Genomic DNA, 25,125 nt, shown 5'->3' with positions numbered 1-25,125 from the left:
GAATTTGTCAATTTCAGCCTAGTTTGTCCTCAATTTATTAGTTTCTCTTCAATTTTCTCTCTACAATTACCTTCTTTCACGCTCCACGATATTGATAATTCGTGCCGCTTGGCTTTTATTTCAGCAGTTATTCTGACAATGCTCCGATTTCGCTACAGTGATCTGAGTTCTAGATCGCGCCTAGCTATTGCTATTAGTTAAGCGGTTACTTACCTTATGTTTTAATTTGTTGGGGTAGATAAGGATCTGAGATGAAGTTAGAGATGATTTGTACTGGGGAAGAGGTGTTGGCGGGGCAGATTGTTGATACCAATGCCGCTTGGTTTGCCAGTACTATGATGGAGCATGGTGTCGAGATCCAGCGTCGAGTGACTGTCGGCGATCGCCTCGAGGATTTGATTGCAGTTTTCCAAGAGCGCAGCTTACACGCCGATGTTATTTTGGTTAATGGTGGTCTCGGGCCGACGAGTGACGACATGTCAGCTTTAGCGATGGCGAAGGCTAAGGGCGAACCATTGGTTGAGAATGTGGAATGGCGTGAGCGTTTAGAGGAGTGGTTTACCCGTAATAACCGTGAAATGCCTTTAAGTAATCTCAAGCAAGCTATGCTGCCAGCCTCGGCTGTGATGGTTGATAACCCTGTGGGAACCGCCTGTGGCTTTAGAGTTAAGCTTAACCGCGCGTGGTTATTCTTTACACCGGGCGTGCCTTTCGAGCTTAAGCACATGGTTACAGAGCAGTTTGTGCCTTTTATTCGCGATGAGTTTAATCTTGATTCCAAGGTCGCATTAAAGAAATTATTAACGATAGGCCAAGGTGAGTCGGCGTTGGCGGATAAGTTAGAGCCATTAGAGCTGCCAGAAGGCATTACTATTGGTTACCGTTCTTCTATGCCGCATATTGAGATTAAGATTTTTGCCCGTGGCGAGAAGGCGATAGCGGTATTACCTCGGGTCGCTGGGCACATCAAAATGGTGCTGGGCACTGCGGTAGTCGCGGAAGATAAAGCCACTCTTGCCGAAGAAATTCATTATAAGTTACTCAACTCCGGTTTGACCTTAAGCGTTGCAGAATCATGCACTGGCGGCATGATCACCAGTCAGTTAGTTGATTTCCCTGGTAGTTCATCTTACTTGCAGCACGGATTAGTGACTTACAGTAATGAATCTAAAGTACGCGTGTTAGGTGTGAATCCTTCAACCTTAGATGATCATGGCGCTGTCTCCATTACGACTGTAGAAGAAATGGCAAAGGGGGCAAGGCAAATATTGGACAGTGACTATGCGCTGGCAACCAGTGGTATTGCGGGACCCGATGGTGGCACAGACGAGAAGCCTGTGGGCACTGTGGCGATTGCCTTAGCAACTCGCGGCGGTGTTTATAGTCAGATGATTAAACTGCCACGACGTTCGCGGGATCTGGTGCGCAGTTTAAGTGCTGCGGTGGCTTACGATATGCTAAGACGTGAGCTTTTAGCTGAAGCCGTGATTGTCGATTACCAGTCTATTGGGCGATTCAGCAAGTAACTTTTTATACAAGCTTGAAGATTATACAAGCTTAAATATTATACAATTTTTAAGATTTATTGGTTTACGTCAGTTTAAACGTATTAACAAAAAATGCTCCCGAGGGAGCATTTTTTATGGCGGATGATCCACAAAATAATCGGTTATTTCGTGAATTTAAGCACTAATTTGCCAGGAGCAACTTGAATGCTTTCGGTCATTTTTGCCATTAGTGCTTGGTTACTGTCCTTAGTATCAAGCACATACACAGGCTGGTTTTCTAAGAATTGTCTTAGATAACCCATCACCTGCGGTGTGGCACTGCTGATCGCTTTTTCAATATCTTTTGGTGTTGACTCCACTTTAACTAATTCGAGCTGGCGCAGATAGACACTGTGCGTTGCGCTGTCATACCAAGGCTTGGCCTCAAAAGTCGTCGTGAGTTTGGCACTCAATGGAAAGATTGGATTCTTAATTGATACTTGAGTTGCAGCACTTACGCTCATAGTGTCAGGTTTTGCACCTAGCCTGACACTGATGTCGTTAATGCGCACTTCTGCGCCAACTAATTGATTGCCTTGTTTAATCTCAAAATGAATCTCTTTACTGAGGTACTGCTCCATTTCGTGCTCGCTGATACTGTACTGCGAGACGCAGCCGCCAAGCAGTACAGTCAGTCCCAAGCAAATCGTGCGGGAAAGTTTTTTCATTAACCAGTGTTTCTCATTCCCGCTGCCACACCTGCAATAGTCAGCATTAGCGCTAGCTGCACATGTTCAGACGCGGGAGTTTCGGTTGTTTCCTTACGTGTCCGCGCTAATAGCTCGGTTTGTAAGAAGTTTAATGGATCGATATACGGATTTCGCAGTTTTACTGACTCGCGATTCCACGGCGTATGCGCCATTAAGCTATCTGATTTTGTCAGTTCAAGCACGACTTTAATACCCAGATCCAAGCGTTGGCGCAAGGTTTCGCCTAAGTGATGCAAGTCTTTCGGTACTAAACAGGTTTCGTAGTAGCGGGCTAAATTAGGTTCCGCCTTGGCGTAGACCATTTCCAGCATTGAAATGCGAGTGCTGAAGAAAGGCCATTCCCGTTCCATCTCTTGTAATAAGCCCATTTCACCGCGTTCACAGGCGGCTTGTAGCGCTTCACCGGCGCCAAGCCATGCAGGTAACATCAAACGGTTTTGTGACCAAGCAAAAATCCATGGAATAGCCCGTAGGCTTTCAATCCCACCATCGACACGACGTTTAGCTGGGCGGCTGCCGAGTGGCAGTTTTCCTAATTCCACTTCTGGCGTTGCCGCGCGGAAATAAGCCACAAAATCAGGTTCATCACGCACTATGCCACGGTAAGCACCCACTGATTCTTCAGCGATACGTTGCATGCAATCGCGCCATTCTTGTTTAGGCTCTGGCGGTGGTAACAGGGTTGCTTCCAATACGGCAGAGGTATACAAGGCTAAGCTTTGAACCGCGAGTTTTGGCAAGCCAAACTTGAAGCGGATCATTTCGCCCTGCTCAGTGACACGAATACGGCCATCTACCGATCCCGGAGGTTGGGATAGAATCGCTTTGTGTGCAGGACCGCCCCCGCGACCAATGCTGCCGCCGCGGCCATGGAATAGTGTGAGCTTGACGCCCGCTTGTTTACAGACCGCCACTAACTGCTCTTGAGCGTGATACTGAGCCCAAGCCGCCGCCATTACGCCGGCATCTTTAGCGGAGTCAGAGTAGCCAATCATCACTTCTTGCATGCCCTTGGTATAACCACGATACCAGTCGATATCGAGTAAATCGGTAATACAGGCAGCGGCGTTGTTTAAGTCGCTTAAGGTTTCAAATAGCGGCACCACGCGCATTGGGTGCGAACAGCCCGTTTCTTTGAGTAACAGTAAAACCGTTAAGACATCCGATGGCTTACCCGCCATCGAAATCACATAGGATCCGAGTGCCTTAGCTGGATGTTTAGCGATCAAACGACAGGTATTAAGCACTTCGGCCACATCGGCTGACGGTTGCCAGTTACTTGGGATCAGCGGACGACGGTTGCTGAGTTCGCGTAATAGGAAAGCTTGTTTCTCGGTTTCATCCCAATGGTTGAAATCACCCATGCCGAGATAGCGAGTTAACTCTGCGAGCACATCGCTGTGGCGGCTGGCATCTTGGCGAATGTCGAGTCTGAGCATATGAATGCCAAAACAGGCGAGGCGACGGAGAATATCGAGTAATAACCCGTTGGCTATTAAGCGCATACCGCAGTCGGTTAAACTCTTATAAAGCATTTCTAACGGCGCTTTGAGATCGCTGTCTTGCCAAATTAGGCTCGACTTATCGACTTCAGGATTGTGGCCTTCGATGCGTGCATTTAAATAATCTATGGTATCGCGCAGTTTTTGACGAATTGTGCGCAACACCTGACGGTAAGGCTCGCAGCTGTTGTTGGTGTAAGCCTTTAATTCATCATTGGCTTCTTCCATCGACAGCTCGCCAACCAGTAGGACTATATCTTTTAGAAATAATCTGGCGGCGGCATGGCGGTTGCGATCGAGCACCTCTTGGGTGACTTTCGCGGTAACAAAGGGGTTGCCGTCGCGATCGCCGCCCATCCAGCTTGAAAAACGCACTGGCGCGATATCAATCGGTAATTGCTGACCCGTGCGTTGTTGCACTTGGTCGTTAAGCTGTCTTAAGAAGTCCGGCACCGCATGCCAAAGTGACTCTTCAATGGTCGATAATCCCCAGCGGGCTTCATCAACAGGTGTTGGGCGCTCACGGCGGATCTCATTGGTGTGCCAAATTTGCGCGATCAATTGGCGCAGGCGCAGACTGATTTGCTGACGCTCTCTATCTGATAACTGATCGTTTTCTTGCTCAGTTAAGCAGTCGACAATGGCGGCGTACTTTTGGATCAGGGTGCGACGGGAGATTTCTGTGGGATGCGCTGTCAGCACTAGATCGATATCCAGTGTCTTAAGGCAGTCGAGCATTTTCGTTTGGTCTACACGGCCATTTAACATGCGGCCTAGCAGTTGTTCCACGGGATCAGGCACGCAGACGAGTTCGTCACAGTTGCGGCTAATGGTATGAAATTGTTCAGATAAATTAGCTAAGTTGAGGAACTGATTAAATGCCTTTGCAAACGGAACTAATTCTTCGTCTGGCAGGGCGGTAAGTAACTCGAGCATTTGCTCTCTAGCGGCTTGATCGCCCCGGCGTGAATCTTTAGCAAGTTTACGGATCTGTTCAACCTTCTCGAGAAAAGAGTCCCCGAGGTGGGTGCGCATAGTGTCACCGAGGATTTGTCCTAACATACTCACGTTCGATCTTAATGACGCATACATATCGGTCATATTGTCTGCCTTGGTTACAACCATAGTTACTCCGAATAGAAAAACATGAAAATTCCGCATTGCATTTAGCCCGTTAGCACAATACCTATCACTTGGGGCAATGGTCAACAGAAGAACTTATAACTTATACGACTGGCTTATCTAATATGCAACTAATCGCAATGATCGTTGAGGAATATTCAATATAAATGCGAAGCTACGCAATATTTTGTGATGATTAGCGTAAGTGAATATGAAGTGCATCATTTTAGGCTTTGCAGGCATGTATCTTAGCTGTTAATAAAAAGGACTGATTTTGGCGCAAATTTACCCTAGATAACTGAGTTATTAACGAGTTAGCTGAATGGATGATAGGCGGGCGAGATCTGCATTTTAGTAAGAAATATAAAAATAAATTAAAAATATATATTCACATATATTGCATAAGTAGATCTTTGTGGTAGTCTAGCCTGCAGTTGAGATGAGTCACCCCCTGTGACCTGTAGAGTAAATATCATGATTCAGAGCATTAACCTGACAGTGAATAAAATAACAACCAATTACGATTTCCTGCGACGATAATCTTGTCATCATAGATATGCGCAGTTGCGTGTACGCTATTCATCTATTCTTTAAGTTTCTTTGATTCGGTTAATAAGACAACAACACATGAAAAATATCGCCATTATTGGTGCCAGTGGTTACACAGGCGCACAACTGACCGCTTTAATCCATGCAGAAGCAGATCTGACGATTCAGGGTTTGTATGTTTCTGAAAACAGTTTAGATAAAGGTAAGCCTTTAGCGGATTTGTACCCTAGCTATAGCCATATCGCATTAACGCTGTCGCCATTGTCCGAAGACGCTAAGGCAATCGTTGCCGAAGCCGATGCCGTGGTATTAGCGACTGAGCATTCAGTGAGCTTACATTTAGCCGCTTGGTTTTATAGCCAAGGGTTAGCGGTATTCGATTTAAGCGGTGCTTATCGTTTTAGCGATGTGGCGCAATATCCTAAGTGGTATGGCTTTGAGCATGAATATCCTGAAGTTTTAGCCAAAGCTGTGTACGGACTTGCCGAATGGAATGCTAAAGAAATCGCTGCAACTAAGATGATCGCCGTGCCAGGTTGTTATCCAACCGCATCACTTACAGCGTTAAAACCGCTGGCGAGTTTACTGACATCGGCTTATCCGGTGATCAATGCTGTGAGCGGCGTAACAGGTGCGGGCCGTAAGGCGCAGTTACACACCAGTTTTTGTGAAGTGAGCCTGACACCTTACGGCGTATTAGGCCACAGACATCAACCCGAGATCGCCACTCAGCTTGGTCAAGAAGTAATATTTACCCCGCACCTTGGCAACTTTAAGCGTGGCATTTTAGCGACTATTACCGTGCAGCTAAAACCAGGCACTACGACTGCCGATGTGGCAGCGGCCTATAGCGTATATGACCAGGCGCCATTGGTCACCGTGAAGCACAATCAGTTCCCGAAAGTGGACGATGTGGTGCTGACACCTAACTGCCACTTAGGTTGGAAGTTTGATGAGAATAGCGGTTACTTAGTGGTAGCCAGTGCAATCGATAATTTGATGAAAGGTGCTGCCAGCCAAGCGCTGCAATGCATAAAGATTCATTTTAACCTTTAATTGTTCATCCTTATTTAAGAGAGTCGTCAAGATGTCTACAAACAACTCAGTATTAGTTCTTAAAGTGGGCGGCGCGCTGCTGCAATGTGAAATGGGGATGGCGCGGTTAATGGATACAGCTGCGGCTATGTTAGCCAATGGTCAGCAAGTGTTGATGGTGCATGGCGGCGGCTGTTTAGTGGATGAACAGTTAGCGGCAAACGGCATGGAAACCGTCAAGTTAGAAGGTTTACGGGTGACTCCGCCTGAGCAAATGCCGATTATTGCCGGCGCACTTGCAGGTACTTCGAACAAGATCCTCCAAGGCGCAGCGACTAAAGCTGGGATTGTGAGTGTGGGCATGAGCCTCGCCGATGGCAATACTGTATCGGCAAAGATTAAAGATGAACGTTTAGGCCTAGTGGGTGAAGTGACACCAAAAGATGGCGCTTATCTTAAGTTTATCCTCGCCCAAGGTTGGATGCCGATTTGTAGCTCTATCGCCATGATGGACGATGGCCAAATGCTTAACGTCAATGCTGACCAAGCTGCGACGGCCTTAGCCAAATTAGTGGGCGGCAAGTTAGTGCTGCTGTCGGATGTGTCTGGTGTACTCGATGGTAAAGGTCAGCTCATTCACAGTTTAAATGGCAAGCAGATAGCAGACCTTGTTAAACAAGGTGTGATCGAAAAGGGAATGAAGGTCAAAGTTGAAGCTGCGCTCGAAGTTGCACAGTGGATGGGGCAGGCGGTTCAAGTTGCCTCGTGGCGTGATGCAAGCCAATTAATCGCATTAGCAAAAGGTGAAGCCGTAGGTACACAAATCCAACCATAAGTGGAGTAGGTTATGAAGCATTTACTATCGATAAAAGAGTTAACCCAGCAGCAGTTACTCGATCTGATTGCCTTGGCAAAAACGATCAAAGCCAATCCGGCAGAGTACCGCCATGCGCTGGATGGCAAGAGTGTGGTGATGTTATTTGAAAAGCCCTCGCTCAGAACACGCGTTAGCTTTGATATTGGTATTAATAAGCTTGGTGGCCACTGCTTATACCTAGATCAACAAAATGGTGCGCTAGGTCAACGGGAATCGGTTGCTGACTTTGCTGCTAACCTGTCTTGCTGGGCCGATGCGATTGTGGCGAGAACCTATTCGCACACTACCATAGAACAATTAGCCGAGTGTGGCACAGTGCCCGTGATTAATGCCTTGTCGGATCTTTATCATCCTTGCCAAGCATTAGCCGACTTTTTAACACTGGCCGAGCAGTTTGAGGATGTCAGCAAAGCCAAATTAGCTTATGTTGGTGATGGTAATAATGTCACTAACTCGCTGATGTACTGTGCGGCTATTCTCGGTGCTACCATGACAGTGATCTGCCCAGCGGGTCACTTTCCTGATGGCTACGTAGTGGCAGAAGTGCAAGAGCTTGCTAAGCGATATGGCGGTAAGCTGGTACTGACTTCAGATATCGATGCGATTGAAGGTCACGATGCGATTTATACTGATACTTGGATTTCAATGGGTGATCCCACTCCGCTGGCGGATATCAAAGCGAAGTTTGCACCATACCAAGTAAACAAAGCCTTGATGGCGAAAGCGGGTGCTAACTTCTTTATGCATTGTTTGCCTGCCCACCGTGGTGTAGAAGTAACAGATGAAGTGATGGACGGTGCAGGCTCCTTAATTCTGCAACAAGCCGAAAATCGGATGCATGCCCAAAATGCGGTACTGGTAACCTTATTTAGTTAAATTAACCCTGTTTAGCAGCCTGTTTTCTCCTAGGTGAGAAACGAGTCATAGGAATTTAAGATGTCTATCGAGATAAAAAATACTGGCGTGAAAAAAGTGGTTTTAGCCTATTCAGGTGGTCTAGATACCTCGGCCATTATTCCTTGGTTAAAAGAAAACTACGATAATTGCGAAATCATCGCATTCTGCGCCGACGTTGGGCAAGGCGAAGAAGAGCTGGTTGGCTTGACTGAAAAAGCCTTAGCTTCGGGTGCGTCTGAGTGTCATATCGTCGACCTGAAAGAAGAATTCGTTAAAGAATATATCTACCCAACGATTGCGAGCGGGGCGATTTACGAAGGCACTTATTTACTCGGTACGTCAATGGCGCGTCCTATCATTGCCAAAGCACAGGTTGAAGTGGCCCGTAAAGTGGGCGCCGATGCTCTGTGCCACGGTTGTACCGGTAAAGGTAACGACCAAGTGCGTTTCGAAGGTTGTTTCGCTGCATTAGCGCCTGATTTAAAAGTGATTGCACCATGGCGTGAATGGACCATGCAGAGCCGTGAAGATCTACTGGCCTATTTAGCCGAACGTGACATTAAGACGTCAGCGTCAGCGACTAAAATCTATAGCCGTGATGCCAATGCTTTCCATATTTCCCATGAAGGTGGTGAGTTAGAAGATCCATGGAACGAGCCAAGCAAAGGTGTGTGGACTCTGACCGCCGATCCTGAAGATGCACCGAACAAGCCTGAATATGTGTCGCTAGAAGTAGAACATGGCCGTATCACGAAAGTGAATGGTGAAGCCCTAACGCCTTATGCTGCACTGATGACATTAAACGCGATTGCTGCACCACACGGTGTGGGTCGTATCGACATCACTGAAAACCGTTTAGTCGGCATGAAGTCTCGTGGCTGTTACGAAACACCGGGCGGCACTGTGATGTTCGCTGCGCTGCGTGCGATTGAAGAGCTGGTACTCGACAAAACTAGCCGTAACTGGCGTGAGCAAGTTGCCGCACAAATGGCGCATTTAGTGTATGACGGCCGTTGGTTCACGCCACTGTGCAAGTCACTGTTGGCAGCATCTGAGTCACTGGCAGAGTCAGTTAACGGTGAAGTCGTGGTTAAACTCTACAAAGGCCAAGCGACGGCAGTGAAGAAACGTTCACCTAATAGCTTGTACTCTGAAGCGTTTGCCACCTTTGGTGAAGATCAAGTGTACGATCAAAAACATGCAGAAGGCTTTATCCGCCTGTACTCATTAGCGAGCCGCATCCGCGCACTCAACGCTAATGACGTTAAGTCTAAGTAATAGGTCGTTTAAAAGGGCGCCTAGCGCCCTTTTTTGTTTCTAGGTTTTGATCAAATTTTTTGATTTAGATGAGTCGATTTCAAATCAGCAGTGAGTAAGGGGAGTTAGCATGGCTTTATGGGGTGGAAGATTTCAGGGCGAAACGAGCGCGCTATTCAAATTATTCAACGATTCGCTACCCGTGGATTATCGCCTGTTCGAACAGGATGTGGTCGGTTCTATCGCTTGGGCTGATGCGATTGCTAGCGTGGGTATTATCACAGCCACGGAATGCAGCGACTTGAAAAAAGCACTCAATGATTTGCTAGTGGAAGTGAATGGCGATCCAGCAATTATTCTCGCGTCGGGCGCTGAAGATATTCACAGTTTCGTCGAGTCGGCCTTGATTGCCAAAGTGGGCGATCTCGGTAAGAAATTACACACCGGTCGGAGCCGTAACGATCAAGTCGCCACCGATTTAAAGCTTTGGTGTCAATCCGAAGGGGCTGCATTACTGGCGCGCCTTCAAAGCTTACATGCTGAATTGCTGGCGTTGGCTGAACGTGAATTTGATGCGGTAATGCCTGGTTACACTCACTTACAACGCGCACAACCTGTGACGTTTGGTCACTGGTGTTTAGCGTATGTGGAAATGTATGAGCGGGATATCAGCCGTTTAGCCGATGCGTTAACCCGCGCTAATACCTGTCCATTAGGTTCAGGCGCCCTTGCTGGCACAGCCTATAAAATGGATCGGTATGCACTGGCTGCTGCACTGAATTTTGCCTCGCCGACACTCAATAGTTTAGACAGTGTGTCAGATAGAGATCACGTGGTAGAACTGTGTTCAACGGCATCGATCAGCATGATGCATTTAAGCCGTATGGCCGAAGATTTGATTTTCTTTAACTCGGGCGAAGCCAACTTTATCTCTCTGAGTGATGAAGTGACCTCGGGTTCATCCCTGATGCCACAGAAGAAAAATCCTGATGCATTAGAGCTTATCCGTGGTAAAACGGGCCGGGTTTATGGCAGTTTAGTAGGCATTCTCACCACCATGAAAGCGCTGCCTTTGGCATACAACAAAGATATGCAGGAAGATAAAGAAGGCCTATTTGACGTAGTTGATAGCTGGGCAATTTGCCTCGATATGGCGGCGTTAGTGTTATCGGGTCTGAAAGTTAATCGTCCTAATGCGCTGTTAGCTGCGCAGCAAGGTTATGCCAACTCTACTGAGTTAGCTGATTATCTAGTTTCTAAGGGTATGCCTTTCCGTGAGGCGCACCACGTTGTGGGTGAAGTGGTGGTTGCCGCGATAGCGAAGCAAATTCCGCTGGAGGAATTCTCCTTGGTCGAGTTAAAAACCTTTGCCGCTATTATTGAAGATGACGTTTATCCCAACCTCACCATTGAAGCCTGTTTAGCGAAACGCGACGTGCTTGGTGGGACTGCTCTGCCGCAAATTCAGCAGGCGATCGCGGCTAAGAAAGCCCGCTAAGGCAAGTTGTTCAAATCAACAAGCCAATAAAAAACGCGACTTTAAGTCGCGTTTTTTATTGGGTCATTATCCGTATGGGCAATGACTTTCTATGCGTTGTTTATTGGAATAGGTCGTCAGTTGGCGCATCGATGAAGATGTTATTTTCATCCTGAGTTTCGCTGATGTATTCCTTCGGCTCAGTGCCCGAGATGAAGTATTCGAACGCACTGGTATAGTCGGTTTTGCGCGTGAGTTTACCTGTTGCTAAATCGATCCGTACCGAGACAATGCCTTCTGGTGGAATCGATGTGGTTTCAGGTGTGCCTTGTAAGACACTGTTCATAAACTCGTTCCAACCCGGACCTGCCGTTTTCGCGCCAGCTTCGGCGCCAGTTATCTGATCTTTTTCGCCATTGGCGTTCCATGCTGTTCTGCCCAGTTGTCGACCGTGATCGTCGAAACCAACCCAGAATGTACTGGTGAGCACAGGGCTAAATCCACTGAACCAAGTATCGCGAGATTCGTTAGTTGTACCCGTTTTACCTGCAATATCATGACGCTTTATCAATCTTGCCGCGCGCCAAGCTGTACCTTGCCAACCCGTGCCTTTGCTCCAATCGCCGCCACCCCAGATCACGCTCTTTAACGCCTCGGTGATAAGGAATGCAGTTTGCTCTGAAATGATCTGTGGTGCAAAGCGACCCGTTTGCTCAAAACACTGGGCAATAGGTGCACTCGATTCAGCGCTAGAGTCTCCACTAACACTGAACGCCATAGGATCGCTTGGTGTAAATGGTTGGCTAAGACTTTGGCTAGGCTTACAGGCCAATGTTGGATTCGCTTTTTCAATCACATTACCGTAGGCATCTTCGACGCGATCGATATAGAAAGGTTCGAGTAAGAAACCGCCGTTAGCAAACACGTTAAATGCAGTGACCACTTGTAATGGCGTTACTGAAGACGAACCTAAAGCTATCGACTCGTTACGCGGTAAGTCATTAGGGTCGAAACCAAATTTTATCAATTCAGCAATGGTGGCATCGAGTCCGACATGGCGCATTGCACGCACAGACATCACGTTGATTGATTGCGCTAAGCCCACACGTAAACGGGTTGGGCCGCCATAGATATCAGGCGAGTTTTTAGGGCGCCATGCGGTGCCTTGGCTGATATCGGGTTTATTGATCGGTGCATTGTTGATGAGAGTCGCTAAGGTAAAGCCTTTCTCTAATGCGCCAGCATAAATGAAAGGTTTGATGTTTGAACCTAATTGGCGTTTCGCTTGAGTGACACGGTTGTACTGGCTTTGGCTAAAGCTATATCCACCGACTAAAGAACGAATCGCACCATTTTGTGGGTCGAGTGACACAGTCGCGCTGGCAACTTCTGGTACTTGCGATAACTGCAAATATTGGCCGTTATCACGGATCCAAATACGCTCACCAACCTTGAGCATGTCAGAAGCTGACTTAGGTACACTGCCTTGACGCTTATCGGTAATAAATTTACGCGCCCACTTCAAACCATCCCAAGTAATGACTTTAGTCTCGCCCTTGGCGGTCATGACGCTGGCTTGTTGATCTGCAACGCTGATGACGGCTGCAGGTTGCAGTTCTTGAATCGAAGCCACCTTAGCAAGTTCAGCCTTGATTTGAGCTTGTTCTGGTTTTTCGTCTGTCCACAGTACGGCGGCAGGACCACGGTAGCCATGACGCTCATCATAGGCATAAACGTTATTACGTAATGCTTGCTGAGCTTTCAGTTGTATATCCGATGAAATGGTCGTGTAGACGTTGTAGCCATTGGTATAGGCTTCTTCTTCGCCGTACTTTTGCACCATATAATCCCGAGCCATTTCAGAAATATACGGGGCATAGAGATCAATTTCGGCGCCGTGGTATTTAGCGACCAGCGGCTCTTGTAGTGCGGCTTGGTATTCAGCTTGGCTGATGTAACCCACTTCATTCATCCGCATGAGGACGACATTACGGCGAGCGACGGCACGAGAAGGTGAGGTCACAGGGTTGAGTGTTGAAGGCGCTTTAGGTAAGCCTGCGATCATACTCATTTCTGAGAGTGTAAGGTCTTTAACATCTTTACCGAAATAAACTTGTGCAGCGGCACCAACACCATAGGCGCGTTGGCCTAAGTAAATGCGGTTTACATAGAGTTCTAAGATCTCATCTTTGGTAAGTAATTCTTCAATGTGATAGGAGATAAAGATCTCCTTCACTTTACGAATAATCGTTTTGTCGCGGGTTAAGAAGAAGTTACGTGCGACCTGCATGGTAATGGTACTCGCACCTTGCTTCTTCTCTCCTGTGGTTAGCATGACTAATGCTGCGCGAAGTACGCCAACGGGATCTATACCGCCATGCTCGTAAAAACGCGCATCTTCAGTTGCGATAAACGCCTGAAGTAGGGGTTTTGGTACTTCGTCTAACTTCAATGGAATGCGACGTTTCTCACCAAATTGTGAAATAAGTTTGCCGTCACTGCTGTAAATGCGTAAAGGTGTTTGAAGTTGCACATTTTTTAGTGTTGAAACATCCGGCAAATCCGGCAAAACATAAAAGTATGCTGCCACAATGGCGCCTACTCCCAAAAGGGCTAGACTGAATAGTGCTATAACAATACGTTTTAACCACTTCACCAAAATTTATCCTAATGTTCCGTTAAGTGCGACAGTATATAAGGCGCACACCTCTTGGTGAAGTAAAAACGTGAGAAGCCTAAAATAGCGTTTGTAAAATTATGAAACATTCTATACAAGTAAGTATAACAAGTTGATTTTGTGCTAATCTCTTTTACTGAAATATAAATAAAAAGTGACCACGGATTATGCTTTCAAATTTATGGAAGCGTCAGGCTCCGCAGATGGTGGGAATCGATATCGGTTCCCATGAAGTTAAGGCCATTTTGTTGAGCAAGACTGCTGATGGATACAAGATATTGAGTCATGCGGCGGTACCCATTAAAAAGGGAGCCGTTAACGATCATGATATTCGTGATGCTGATGCCGTTGTCGAATGCCTTAGGCAAATAAAACGCAATTTACCTAAATCGGTTAGATATGCGGCGGTGTGTGTTTCAGGCTCTGCTGTGATGACAAAAGTGATCTACATGGATGCCTCGCTGAGCGAGGAAGAAATGGAGGCGCAGATAGAAATTGAAGCCGACAACCTTATTCCATACTCACTTGATGAAGTCAGCATAGATTTTGAAACCCTCAGCGTAAATAGTACTGATCCTACTAAAGTGGATGTGTTGTTGAGCGCGTGCCGTACTGACAATATTGATGTCAGAGTCGATGCGCTCGATAGCGTAGAGCTGGAGGCAAAAGTTGTTGATGTCGAGGGTTATGCTTTAGGTCGCGCCGCCGAATTGATTCTGGCACAACTACCCGAAGGGGCGAAGCATAAGGCCGTCGCTATGATCGATATCGGCGCGAATATGACCACTTTCTCTGTGGTTGAAGCGGGTGAGACGACTTTTATTCGCGAGCAAGCCTTTGGTGGTGAGCAATTTACTCAGTCAATATTATCTTTCTATGGCATGTCCTACGATCAAGCTGAGAAAGCAAAAGTTGAAGGCGACCTACCACGAAATTATATGTTTGAAGTCTTGTCACCTTTCCAAACTCAGCTATTACAACAAATAAAACGTACGCTACAAATCTATTGTACTTCGAGCGGTAAAGAAAAAGTCGACTATCTCGTATTGTGTGGAGGGACATCTAAATTAGAAGGTATGGCTAACTTACTGACTAATGAATTAGGGGTTCACACTATTATTGCCGATCCTTTTCAAGGATGTTTGCACGCCGACGAGTCGATTAAAAGTGTGCTGCAACCGTCAATCAGCAAATATATGGTTGCTTGTGGCTTAGCATTGAGGAGTTACGGTCAATGGCGAACATAAACCTACTCCCTTGGCGTGAAGAGGCGAGAGAAAAACAAAAGCGCGATTATATTGGTATTTTAGCTGCGGTATTTTTAGCGTCAGCGGTCTTAGTCTATGTGGCAGTATCTCTATTGGACGTTATGACTGATGAGCAGAAAGCGCGTAATAGTTATTTGCAATCGGAAATTAGCCTGCTCGAAACACAAATTTCTGAGATTAAGAAAATTACCGAGCGTAAGAAAGACATTGAGCGTCGCACCGAAATTATTCTGAATTTACAACAATCCCGTAATTTACCTACTCATGTGTTAGATGAGCTAGTGCGAATCGTGCCCCCTGGAATATACCTTTCTAGCTTAGAGAAAAAGGGCAGTTTGTTACTGATAGAAGGGCGTAGCGAATCAAATAATAACGTTGCTAATATGATGCGTAAGGTAAAAACCTCTGAATGGCTAACCGATCCGAATATGCAATCGATCGTGACCCAAAATGAAGAATTACGGCAATTACAGCGATTCAGTTTAAGAGTCACGATTAAAGGCGCGAATGTAGGTGAGCCTGAGAAAATGACAAAAGGAGCGAGTAAATGAAACTCGATCTAAGTCAGTTTAATGATATCGACTTTGAAAATATTGGTGGCTGGCCAAACCAAGTTAAAACCTTTTTCGCGGTCCTATTAGCACTTTGTGTTTTTGCTGCGGGTTATTTCTTAGTCGTTTCAGATTCGGTTGATACTTATACCGCAGAGCAAGATAGGGAATTACAACTCAGAGATGACTTTAAGAATAAGTATCAACTTGCCGCAAATTTAAAACTCTATCGTGAGCAGCTAGCAACGATGGAAGTGCAATTCGCCGAGTTACTGAAGATGCTACCCTCTGAGAATGAAATGCCTGGTTTGCTAGACGATTTAACCTTCGTAGCGACCGATGCAGGACTTCGCATAAAGAGCTTAGATTGGGAGCCTGAAATTCAGCGGGATTTCTATATTGAGTTTCCCATCAAAATGTCCGTGACGGGCGATTATCATCAGCTAGGTAATATGGTGAGTGGCGTAGCAAAACTGCCACGTATTGTCAGCCTTCATGATTTTACCATTAAGCGCGATGATGCTGGCAACTTAGCTATGGAAATTTTAGCCAAGACCTATCGTTTTAAAGAGGGGGCTGAATTACCGCCTGAAAAGCCTGCTAAGAAGGGGAAGAAATAATGAAATTCTTACCTCTGATAGCTATGTGTCTTTTTTTAACGGGTTGTGTTGGCGATCGCAGTGATTTAGAGCTATTTGTTACTACAACCAAAGCACAACACGTTGCTCATATTCCACCTTTAAAAGAACCGCCGAGATTTGAGCACTTTGCCTATCAGGCCGAGTTAATGCGTAGTCCCTTTGTACCTCCTTCACGTGAATTAACGGAAGAGGTTGTTGATACCAGTAAGGATTGTTTACAACCGGATTTAAAGCGTCGAAAAGGGCGGTTAGAAACTTATCCTTTAGATAATTTAAAAATGCGCGGCACCTTAAGTGAAGCTGATACGACTTGGGCGTTAGTCGAGACAAATGATGGTAGTGTGTATCGGATGGGAGCTGGTGAGTATTTAGGTCTGTTTAATGGACGCATTTCTAAAGTTACTTCACAAAATGTCGAAGTAGTAGAATTAATTCCAGATGGTTCTGGTTGTTGGTCCGAAAGGACAAGCAATTTAGAACTTTCTGGAGAATAACGAGCGAAGGATGAGGAAATAATGAAATCTTCTGCCGCGATAAAAGTCCCGTTATTATCTTCAGGCTTAATCAAGTCTGTCATAGGGATCGCACTGGTATTTGGAATTTTGCCATCGAGTTTTGCGGCAAATCGATTAATGGATGTTAAATACCACGCCTTGGTTGACCATCAATTGGAGCTAGAGCTGGTCTTTGAAGATGCGATCACTCCGCCTGCAATAGACTCAAATGCCTCGCCCGCAGAGCTAGTGCTGACCTTCGATAATAGTATCTCAGGTTTATCTAAGGATCGTTTATCCATTAATCAGGTTGGGGTGACAGACATCACTACTGAGCAGCAAGATACTCGACTTAAAGTCATCTTAGGTATGTCCAAAGTGAAACCTTACCAAGGTTCAGTAATGGGGAATTCATATCGACTCACTATCAACGATGAAGTGGCGGGCACTCAAGCCCAAGCTGAAAACCCTTTCGTTAATAGCATTAAAAATATCGATTTTCGTCGTAATGATAATGGCGGCGGTGAATTATTAATCTATCTAAATAATCGTTCGGTTGCGGCTAATGTCGAGCAAGTGGGCGCTAAGCTCGAAGTGAAGTTATATAATACAGATATTAATAATGATCTTCTGTATGTTATGGATGTGAAAGATTTCTCCACGCCAGTAAAAAGCTTCGAGACCTTTAAAGAAGACTTAACAACGCGCATATTAGTTGATATCGCTGGTGAGTATGAATTCACTTACAAGCAAGAAGATAACCTCTTTAGACTTTCAATGAATAAAGTCGAGAGAGCTGCCGCCAAGAAAGATGTTAAAAAATACAATGGCCGGACTTTGTCGCTTAACTTCCAAAATATCCCAGTGCGCACTGTGTTGCAGATCATCGCCGACTATAACAACTTTAACTTAGTCACCAGCGATACTGTGGAAGGAAATATCACCTTAAGATTGGACGATGTGCCTTGGGATCAAGCTTTAGAGTTAATTCTGCAAACCAAAGGATTAGATAAGCGTATCGAAGGCAATATTTTAATGGTGGCGCCGAGTGAAGAACTGGCCATTCGTGAAAGCCAAAACCTCAAAAACAAACAAGAGGTTAAAGAGTTAGCACCGCTCTATTCTGAGTACTTGCAAATTAACTACGCTAAAGCGGTCGATATTGCTGAGTTATTGAAAAGCGCGGATTCAAGCTTACTTTCACCACGCGGTTCAGTCGCGGTCGATGAACGTACTAACACAGTGTTAGTGAAAGATACGGCTGAAACGATTGAGAACATTCACCGTTTAGTCGAAGTGCTCGATATCCCCATCCGCCAAGTGTTGATCGAGTCACGTATGGTGACAGTGAAAGATGATGTCTCCGAAGACTTAGGTATTCGTTGGGGCGTCACGGATCAACAAGGTAGTAAGGGAACCTCTGGCACATTAGAAGGTGCACAGAGTATTGCCAATGGGATTATTCCCACTCCCGATCAGCGTTTGAACGTTAACTTACCCGCGGCAGCCACCAATCCAGCGAGTATTGCCTTCCATGTCGCTAAATTGGCGGACGGTACCATTCTTGATTTGGAATTAAGTGCGCTAGAGCAAGAAAACAAAGGTGAAATCATCGCTAGCCCTCGTATCACCACCTCTAACCAAAAGGCGGCTTATATTGAGCAAGGTGTCGAGATCCCTTATGTGCAGTCTACTTCGAGTGGTGCAACGTCAGTCACGTTTAAGAAGGCGGTGTTGTCTCTACGGGTTACACCCCAAATTACGCCTGATAACCGAGTCATTTTAGATTTAGAAATCACTCAAGATTCTCAGGGTAAAACCGTTGATACTCCAACGGGTCCTGCTGTGGCCATCGATACTCAACGTATTGGTACCCAAGTGCTCGTTAATAACGGCGAAACCATAGTACTTGGTGGTATTTATCAGCAAAATCTGATCAGCCGTGTGAGTAAAGTACCAATTCTAGGTGACATTCCTCTGGTAGGTTTCCTGTTTAGGAACACAACAGACAAAAATGAGCGTCAAGAGCTACTTATTTTCGTCACCCCCAAAATAGTCGGTGAGAAGATCTAAGCACTTGCTATGTATCGACTAAAGCCAGCAGTTATTGCTGGCTTTATTATTACTGTTATACAATTCTTTGCATAAATAGCGCACATGGCTTGCCATAGTAGACCCTAAGCTGAGATAATCCTCGGTCAAGTCTCATAAGAGCAAGGTAACATATAGGTCGGCTTGATTTTGAGTCGATATAGGCATACTTTTCAATAAGATTCAGACGTACAAGAAATGGCTGAAAAACGTAATATTTTTCTGGTAGGCCCTATGGGCGCAGGTAAAAGCACAATTGGTCGCCATCTGGCGCAAATGCTGCATTTAGAATTCCACGATTCAGATCAAGAGATTGAGCAACGCACAGGCGCTGATATTGCTTGGGTGTTTGACGTCGAAGGTGAAGAAGGCTTCCGTCGTCGTGAAGCTCAGGTTATTGCTGATTTGTCTGAAAAACAAGGTATCGTCCTTGCCACCGGTGGTGGTTCAGTACAAAGCAAAGATATCCGTAATCATCTGTCTGCTCGTGGCATTGTGGTTTATCTGGAAACCACTATCGACAAACAGGTCGCTCGTACTCAAAGAGACAAGCGACGCCCATTATTGCAAGTGGATGATCCTCGAGAAGTGTTGGAGAATCTTGCAGAGATCCGTAATCCATTGTACGAAGAAATTGCCGATGTGATTGTCAAAACCGATGATCAAAGCGCAAAGATTGTCGCCAATCAGATCATTGAGCAATTAGGTTTTTAGGCAGAATTTATGAAGCAAATTCAGGTTAATTTAGGTGTACGTAGTTATCCCATTTACATTGGCCAGAATTTGATGAGTGATGGCGAGACCTTGTCTCGCTACCTGCTTAAAAAACGTATTCTTATCGTCACCAATGAAACTGTCGCGCCTTTGTATCTTAAACAGATACAAGAGACGATGGCTTCGTTTGGTGAGGTAGAGAGTGTTATCCTCCCCGATGGCGAACAATTCAAAGACTTAGCGCATCTAGATACTATTTTTACTGCATTGCTGCAGCAAAACTATGGTCGAGATTCTGTGCTGGTGGCTTTGGGTGGCGGCGTAATTGGTGATATGACGGGCTTTGCCGCGGCATGTTATCAACGTGGGATCGATTTTATTCAAATTCCGACAACCCTATTGTCGCAGGTGGATTCTTCCGTCGGCGGTAAAACGGCTGTTAACCATCCTCTTGGTAAAAACATGATTGGGGCCTTTTATCAGCCACAAATCGTGCTTATCGATACTTTATGTTTACATACGCTTCCAGCGCGCGAGTTTGCGGCGGGAATGGCGGAAGTCATCAAGTATGGCATCATGTGGGATGCTGATTTTTTTCAATGGCTTGAAGATAATGTAACGACACTAAAAACCTTAGATGCCCAAGCATTGGTTTATGCTATCTCCCGTTGCTGTGAGATTAAGGCCGATGTGGTTAGCCAAGACGAAACTGAGCAGGGTGTACGTGCTTTATTGAATCTAGGTCATACCTTTGGTCATGCGATTGAAGCCGAAATGGGCTACGGTAATTGGTTGCATGGTGAAGCCGTGTCAGCTGGCACAGTCCTTGCTGCTCAAACAGCTAAGGCACTGGGGCTTATCGATGAGTCAATAGTTTGTCGTATCATACAGTTACTACAAGCTTTTGATCTTCCAGTGAGTGCGCCGGAATCTATGGATTTCGACAGTTTCATTCAACATATGCGACGCGATAAAAAAGTTTTAGGCGGTCAGATTCGACTGGTGCTCCCAACGGCAATAGGCCGCGCGGATGTGTTTAGTCAAGTCACAGAATCTACCCTTGAACAGGTTATTCGCTGCGCATAAACACTGTGTGGTGGGCGAGTGACGTTTCAAGGTTCTGTCTTGCTTCCTTCTCAGGAAGCCCTCATACAAAGAATGCATCATGTTGCCAGTTATAGCGATCAGCTACTGGTGCTTTCTGGTGTTAGCGGTTCAGGCAAAACCACCTTAGTGACCGGATTAGCGACCGATTTTGACGAGTCAAATGCAGCATTTGTGATTTGCCCTATGCATGCCGATAACGCTGAAATCCGCCGTAAAATTTTGGTCCAGTTAATTTCATCCCCGATTTTTGACGACGATATTCCCCTCGCCGATACCCTGTTGCGGCTTGCTAGCACGCAAACTAAACCCTTACATATCATTATCGATGATGCGCATTTATTGCCTAAGGCTTTGTGGGCTGAGTGCATTATTCTCAATCAAATTCAGTGTGCGGGTAAGAATATTGCCGTCACACTCACGGTTCCACCGGCATTTTTAGCAGATCTACTTCCACAATTACCGGAGCAGTTACGGCGGCAGATATTGCCTATCAGTATTGAGCCGTTAACTATGCCTGAGCGTGAGGCCTTGTATCAAACGCTACTGAGATACAGCGAACAAAATCCTTTTACGCCAAGGGAAATTGTGCGCAGTCAGCTTGAGAAACAAACCGGTACGCCGCAGGAAGTGGTTAATTTATTAGATAAAGCCTTGCATAGCGCGCCGGAGAAGACATCTTCTTGGATGAAATATAAAGCTGTGATGGTGACTGCTGTGAGTATGCTACTCGCCTTAGGCATTTGGTTTGGTGTTACTCAGCCTTTTTCTGAGGAGCAAGCCTTAGAGGCTGCGACTTATCCTGCGATAGATTCACCCGCCTTTTTGTCCTACGGGCAAAAAGTCTTAACGCCGTATTTTACGCTGCGCGCTGAGCAACTGAAGCTCGCCGCGGAGACTGCGAAAGTTATTGAAATCGAGACGGCAGAAGAAGCCAAAACTGAACAAGCCGTCGATCCCTTAAGTGAATTCCACGGTGAAGCGCCACATCCCATGCCTGACGGTGCTGGCTTCGTGAGTGTGGGTGAAGTGAGTAGTAAGTCTTTTGGTGAGGATAAGCCGCTTGAGGATACAGAACCACAAGCTAAAGCGGCTCAGACTCAACCCGCAACCATTGATGCTGCAAAGGCCGATAAGCCGGTAGCTAAAGCGGGCTTGGATACGCAAAAGCCGCTCAAAGGTTACACAATACAGATTGCCAGTGTTGCTCAGTTGGACACCCTGCGTGCAACATTAAAGAGTATTGAGCATCTTGAGGGCGTTCGCGTTGCACAACATAAGCAGCGTTGGGTTGTCCTCGTTGGCAACTACGGTAGTAGCAAGTCAGCTTCGAATGCGGCGGCACAATTGGTTAAAGAGTATCGTTTCGAGCAGCCTTGGGTAAGAAAGTGGGCGGATTTAAAAGATTATCAACTAGAAGAAAGTCTGCCAAATCGTGAAATTTCAGAATAAACAGAGTACAATCATGGCCTTTATTTTTGTCGGCATTCATCAAGTTAAATGATAAAAAAACACAGAGCCTTCCTTAAGTGGGCTGGCGGTAAATTTAAATTGGTGGATGATTTGGCCAGTTATTTACCCACAGGAGACCGTTTGGTCGAGCCATTCGTGGGTGCAGGATCCGTTTTCTTAAATACGGATTATCCTAGCTACCTGCTCTGTGACATTAATCAGGACTTGATTGAGTTATACCAGATTGTGAAGCATCAACCAGAAGCTTACATTGCCGCGGCTAAGGCAATGTTTGTTGATGAGATGAATCAAAAAGACGCTTACTATCAGGTGCGGACCGACTTTAATAAATGTCGCGACCCTTTCCAACGTTCCGTGTATTTCCTCTATCTAAACCGTCATGGTTTTAATGGCTTATGCCGTTATAACCGTAAAGGCGGCTTCAATGTGCCCTTTGGTTCCTATAAAAAGCCGTATTTCCCCGAAAAGGAAATCTGGGCCTTTTCTGAAAAAGCGCAACGTGCCGAGTTTAAATGCATAGGCTACGAAAAAGCCTTTGAGCAGACACGTAGCGGCGATGTGGTTTACTGCGATCCTCCTTATGCGCCATTATCTACCACATCCAGTTTCACTACGTATGTCGGTGCGGGCTTTAGTCTAGATGACCAAGCGCTGCTGGCCCGTCATTCGCGCCATACAGCACTAGAACGTGGTATTCCTGTGTTGATCAGTAATCACGATATTCCATTGACTCGCGAGTTATACCGCGGCGCTCACTTAGCGAAAATCCAAGTGCAACGTAACATTAGCCAAAATGGTAGTGGTCGTAACAAAGTGGATGAGTTGATGGCGTTATATGATGAAAATTACGATCCAAAGGATGACTAGGTTCGACATAGCTTAGGTTTAGCTGAGCACTTGTCCTACGAGAAACATCAGGCTTGCCACTAAGATGACTGCCAACACGATTCCCATTGCGATATAAGGTAATGGTGAGCTAGTTTGGAAATCTTTTTTTCGATTGTCGTCAGTTTGTACCCCGAAAAAGGCGGCGACTGTGCTTTGGAATACTTGCCAGATACGGCTAAGCATTAGCATTAATAGGCGAGATGCGACGTAGTGGGTTTGAGATCATCCATAGGTTTATCTTGATGACCGTGTAATAGCTCAAGCAGATCGACAAAGTGGAACTGACTCGAACGGTTTTTACCTGTGAGCCACGTTTTCCAGCTTAGGGTTTGTGCTTGATCGGCGCAGCGATTATTGGGATGACTACTAGGTAAAGCACTATTGTAACGAGTGTCACTGCTACAAGCGCAAGAAGCTGTTTCGGTATTTTCCGTGAGTTTTTCAACACCAAAGGCTAACGTGGCCACGACAACTGCAGTGAATGCCAACATCATAGATGACTTAAATGTCACCGACCTAACATAGTGTGAAAACAAACTAAATCGCCCCTTCATAACGCTTCCTTTGAAATGAACCAGCATTGCGCCTCGAGTATAACAAACTCGCCTAGTTTATGAACAAAAATTTATCAATTGCCGCCAAAATGCGCGCAAATGTTAGCAAATTTCATCTTATCTAGACCCCAATTGACTACGATAGTTGCAGAATGTGTTGCTTTGCTGACTGCTACATCGCGTATCAATTGCCAGAAATGTGGCTTTAGCTATAGAGGCTTAGCTTAGCTCAGGGTAAAATAAGGCACTTTTTATCCAAATAGCAGCGAGTGTTTTATGCGTCCATTCTTGATTGCTCCATCGATTTTATCTGCCGATTTTGCCCGTTTGGGTGATGATGTAAAAGCCGTGTTAGATGCGGGGACCGACGTAGTGCATTTTGATGTGATGGATAATCACTATGTTCCTAACTTAACAATTGGCCCCATGGTGTGCCAAGCGCTGCGTAACTACGGTATTACCGCCGATATTGATGTGCATTTGATGGTTAAGCCAGTTGACCGTATCGTGCCTGATTTTGCTAAGGCGGGCGCATCTATTATTACTTTCCATCCAGAAGCCTCAGAGCACGTCGATCGCACACTTCAGTTGATCAAAGAGTGTGGTTGTAAAGCGGGTCTCGTGTTTAACCCTGCCACACCACTGCATTATCTCGACCATGTGATGGATAAGCTGGATGTGATTCTATTGATGTCGGTCAACCCTGGTTTTGGCGGGCAATCTTTTATTCCATCGACCTTAGATAAGCTGCGTCAAGTGCGTGCGCGTATCGATGCCAGCGGTTTTGATATTCGCTTAGAAGTGGATGGCGGCGTTAAGGTCGACAATATTGCCGAAATCGCGGCCGCCGGTGCCGACATGTTTGTTGCGGGTTCTGCCATTTTCGGCAAGCCAGATTACAAAACCGTTGTTGATGAGATGCGTGCCGAACTTGCTAAAGTTGGGGCATAGGTATGTGGGATAAGATTAAAGCGATAGCGTTTGATCTTGATGGCACGCTGATCGACAGCGTGCCTGACCTAACCGTTGCCACGCAGGAAGCCTTAGCCGAGTTAGGTTTGAAGAGCTGCTCTGAGGCCCAAGTGCGTACTTGGGTCGGTAACGGCGCCGAGATGTTGATGCGCCGCGCCATGACCCATGCCTTGGGATCGGATGTTGAGCAAACCGCGCTTGATGCGGCCATGCCGATTTTTATGCATCACTATCAAGAGAATCTTGAGAAGCACAGTGCGCTGTATAGCGACGTGCATCAAGTGCTGCAAACCTTGTTCGATGCAGGTTTTAAGCTCGCCGTTGTGACCAATAAACCCTATCGTTTTACCTTGCCATTACTCAATGCCTTTGGGATTAATGACCTTTTCAGCTTAGTGTTAGGTGGCGATACCTTAGCTAAGATGAAGCCCGATCCTTTGCCGCTACAGCACTTATTACATGAGTGGCAATTGGATAAAGAGGCGTTATTGATGGTCGGCGACTCTAAAAACGACATTTTAGCGGCGAAAGCGGCTGGGATAGCGTCAATCGGCTTGACCTACGGCTACAACTACGGTGAAGATATTGGGCTCAGTGGCCCAGATGCCGTATGTGAGCAATTTAGTGAGATTTTGAACTGGGTAAAACCTACTAAGTAATGCGTGTTTACCCGTTTTTTAGTCGATTTTTTTATAGTCTTTTTATATATAGATAGTGGAGCAATG

At 46.0% G+C, this 25,125-nt stretch carries 22 protein-coding genes; 17 read left to right on the top strand and 5 right to left on the bottom strand.

All coding sequences use genetic code 11. The features are described from left to right. Nucleotides 1–251 precede the first annotated feature (251 nt). A complete protein-coding gene (locus FW758_RS14080; RefSeq protein WP_446445710.1) occupies nucleotides 252–1,526 on the top strand; it encodes a CinA family nicotinamide mononucleotide deamidase-related protein in 1,275 nt (424 codons plus the stop codon). Nucleotides 1,527–1,669: 143 nt separating this feature from the next. Here the strand turns inward: FW758_RS14080 and FW758_RS14075 are convergent, their stop codons facing one another. Beyond that, nucleotides 1,670–2,215 (bottom strand): DUF1439 domain-containing protein, encoded by a 546-nt coding sequence (locus FW758_RS14075; protein ID WP_006083555.1) that lies wholly within the window; start codon nucleotides 2,213–2,215, stop codon nucleotides 1,670–1,672. Next, nucleotides 2,215–4,884: a phosphoenolpyruvate carboxylase gene (ppc, locus tag FW758_RS14070; RefSeq protein ID WP_259563713.1), complete on the bottom strand. Its 2,670-nt coding sequence runs from the start codon at nucleotides 4,882–4,884 to the stop codon at nucleotides 2,215–2,217. The genes FW758_RS14075 and ppc overlap by 1 nt, the downstream gene beginning before the upstream one ends. Nucleotides 4,885–5,508: 624 nt before the next feature. On the opposite strand from ppc, the gene argC reads away from it, so the two are divergent. The 5 genes from argC (at nucleotide 5,509) to argH (ending at nucleotide 10,994) form a co-directional block, all read left to right on the top strand. Then, the gene (argC, locus tag FW758_RS14065) at nucleotides 5,509–6,486 is read left to right on the top strand and encodes an N-acetyl-gamma-glutamyl-phosphate reductase (protein ID WP_446445709.1); all 978 of its coding nucleotides are present in this window, start codon (nucleotides 5,509–5,511) and stop codon (nucleotides 6,484–6,486) included. A 31-nt stretch (nucleotides 6,487–6,517) separates the two neighbouring features. After that, the gene (argB, locus tag FW758_RS14060; protein ID WP_011848138.1) at nucleotides 6,518–7,300 is read left to right on the top strand and encodes an acetylglutamate kinase; all 783 of its coding nucleotides are present in this window, start codon (nucleotides 6,518–6,520) and stop codon (nucleotides 7,298–7,300) included. A 12-nt stretch (nucleotides 7,301–7,312) separates the two neighbouring features. Next, entirely contained in the window at nucleotides 7,313–8,218 is a 906-nt protein-coding gene (locus FW758_RS14055; RefSeq protein WP_006083551.1) for an ornithine carbamoyltransferase, read from the top strand. A gap of 60 nt (nucleotides 8,219–8,278) precedes the next feature. Then, nucleotides 8,279–9,517, top strand: coding sequence for an argininosuccinate synthase (locus tag FW758_RS14050; RefSeq protein WP_006083550.1), 1,239 nt, complete (start codon nucleotides 8,279–8,281; stop codon nucleotides 9,515–9,517). A gap of 109 nt (nucleotides 9,518–9,626) precedes the next feature. Then, nucleotides 9,627–10,994, top strand: coding sequence for an argininosuccinate lyase (gene argH / locus FW758_RS14045; RefSeq protein WP_446445708.1), 1,368 nt, complete (start codon nucleotides 9,627–9,629; stop codon nucleotides 10,992–10,994). 100 nt (nucleotides 10,995–11,094) lie between these two features. On the opposite strand, the gene FW758_RS14040 is transcribed toward argH, so the two are convergent. After that, nucleotides 11,095–13,629 (bottom strand): penicillin-binding protein 1A, encoded by a 2,535-nt coding sequence (locus FW758_RS14040; protein WP_446445707.1) that lies wholly within the window; start codon nucleotides 13,627–13,629, stop codon nucleotides 11,095–11,097. A gap of 188 nt (nucleotides 13,630–13,817) precedes the next feature. Between FW758_RS14040 and FW758_RS14035 the strand changes: the two genes are divergently transcribed. From FW758_RS14035 to FW758_RS13995, 9 genes are all read left to right on the top strand, one after another. Further along, nucleotides 13,818–14,897 carry a pilus assembly protein PilM gene (locus FW758_RS14035; RefSeq protein WP_259579315.1) on the top strand — a complete coding sequence of 360 codons (1,080 nt, stop codon included), beginning with the start codon at nucleotides 13,818–13,820 and terminating at the stop codon, nucleotides 14,895–14,897. After that, the gene (locus tag FW758_RS14030; protein ID WP_107946263.1) at nucleotides 14,885–15,469 is read left to right on the top strand and encodes a PilN domain-containing protein; all 585 of its coding nucleotides are present in this window, start codon (nucleotides 14,885–14,887) and stop codon (nucleotides 15,467–15,469) included. Before FW758_RS14035 ends, FW758_RS14030 begins: the two co-directional genes overlap by 13 nt. After that, on the top strand, nucleotides 15,466–16,089 hold the full coding sequence (locus FW758_RS14025; protein ID WP_446445706.1) for a type 4a pilus biogenesis protein PilO: 624 nt from the start codon (nucleotides 15,466–15,468) through the stop codon (nucleotides 16,087–16,089). The genes FW758_RS14030 and FW758_RS14025 overlap by 4 nt, the downstream gene beginning before the upstream one ends. Then, a complete protein-coding gene (locus FW758_RS14020) occupies nucleotides 16,089–16,604 on the top strand; it encodes a pilus assembly protein PilP (protein WP_107946265.1) in 516 nt (171 codons plus the stop codon). The genes FW758_RS14025 and FW758_RS14020 overlap by 1 nt, the downstream gene beginning before the upstream one ends. 21 nt (nucleotides 16,605–16,625) lie before the next feature. Beyond that, on the top strand, nucleotides 16,626–18,677 hold the full coding sequence (locus FW758_RS14015; RefSeq protein WP_446445705.1) for a type IV pilus secretin PilQ: 2,052 nt from the start codon (nucleotides 16,626–16,628) through the stop codon (nucleotides 18,675–18,677). A gap of 216 nt (nucleotides 18,678–18,893) precedes the next feature. Further along, complete coding sequence (gene aroK, locus FW758_RS14010; RefSeq protein ID WP_006083542.1) at nucleotides 18,894–19,409, top strand: shikimate kinase AroK; 516 nt, start codon at nucleotides 18,894–18,896, stop codon at nucleotides 19,407–19,409. 9 nt (nucleotides 19,410–19,418) lie between these two features. Then, entirely contained in the window at nucleotides 19,419–20,495 is a 1,077-nt protein-coding gene (aroB, locus tag FW758_RS14005; protein ID WP_012090484.1) for a 3-dehydroquinate synthase, read from the top strand. A gap of 18 nt (nucleotides 20,496–20,513) precedes the next feature. Then, the gene (locus tag FW758_RS14000) at nucleotides 20,514–21,965 is read left to right on the top strand and encodes an AAA family ATPase (protein WP_446445704.1); all 1,452 of its coding nucleotides are present in this window, start codon (nucleotides 20,514–20,516) and stop codon (nucleotides 21,963–21,965) included. A gap of 48 nt (nucleotides 21,966–22,013) precedes the next feature. Continuing rightward, the gene (locus FW758_RS13995; RefSeq protein WP_012588791.1) at nucleotides 22,014–22,853 is read left to right on the top strand and encodes a Dam family site-specific DNA-(adenine-N6)-methyltransferase; all 840 of its coding nucleotides are present in this window, start codon (nucleotides 22,014–22,016) and stop codon (nucleotides 22,851–22,853) included. An 18-nt stretch (nucleotides 22,854–22,871) separates the two neighbouring features. On the opposite strand, the gene FW758_RS13990 is transcribed toward FW758_RS13995, so the two are convergent. Next, nucleotides 22,872–23,057, bottom strand: a complete 186-nt coding sequence (locus tag FW758_RS13990; RefSeq protein ID WP_107946268.1) for a DUF2970 domain-containing protein — start codon at nucleotides 23,055–23,057, stop codon at nucleotides 22,872–22,874. Between the two features lie 5 nt (nucleotides 23,058–23,062). After that, nucleotides 23,063–23,428, bottom strand: coding sequence for a hypothetical protein (locus FW758_RS13985; RefSeq protein WP_071940652.1), 366 nt, complete (start codon nucleotides 23,426–23,428; stop codon nucleotides 23,063–23,065). A gap of 276 nt (nucleotides 23,429–23,704) precedes the next feature. On the opposite strand from FW758_RS13985, the gene rpe reads away from it, so the two are divergent. Both rpe and FW758_RS13975 read left to right on the top strand, forming a co-directional pair. Then, nucleotides 23,705–24,379 (top strand): ribulose-phosphate 3-epimerase, encoded by a 675-nt coding sequence (gene rpe, locus FW758_RS13980; RefSeq protein WP_006084504.1) that lies wholly within the window; start codon nucleotides 23,705–23,707, stop codon nucleotides 24,377–24,379. Between the two features lie 2 nt (nucleotides 24,380–24,381). Next, nucleotides 24,382–25,059, top strand: a complete 678-nt coding sequence (locus FW758_RS13975) for a phosphoglycolate phosphatase (protein WP_446445703.1) — start codon at nucleotides 24,382–24,384, stop codon at nucleotides 25,057–25,059. The last annotated feature ends 66 nt before the right edge of the window (nucleotides 25,060–25,125 follow it).

It is taken from the genome of Shewanella sp. 1180_01 (assembly GCF_052850535.1).
Note: the sequence above shows the minus strand (reverse complement) of the source record. Positions and strands in the feature narration are given on the sequence as shown.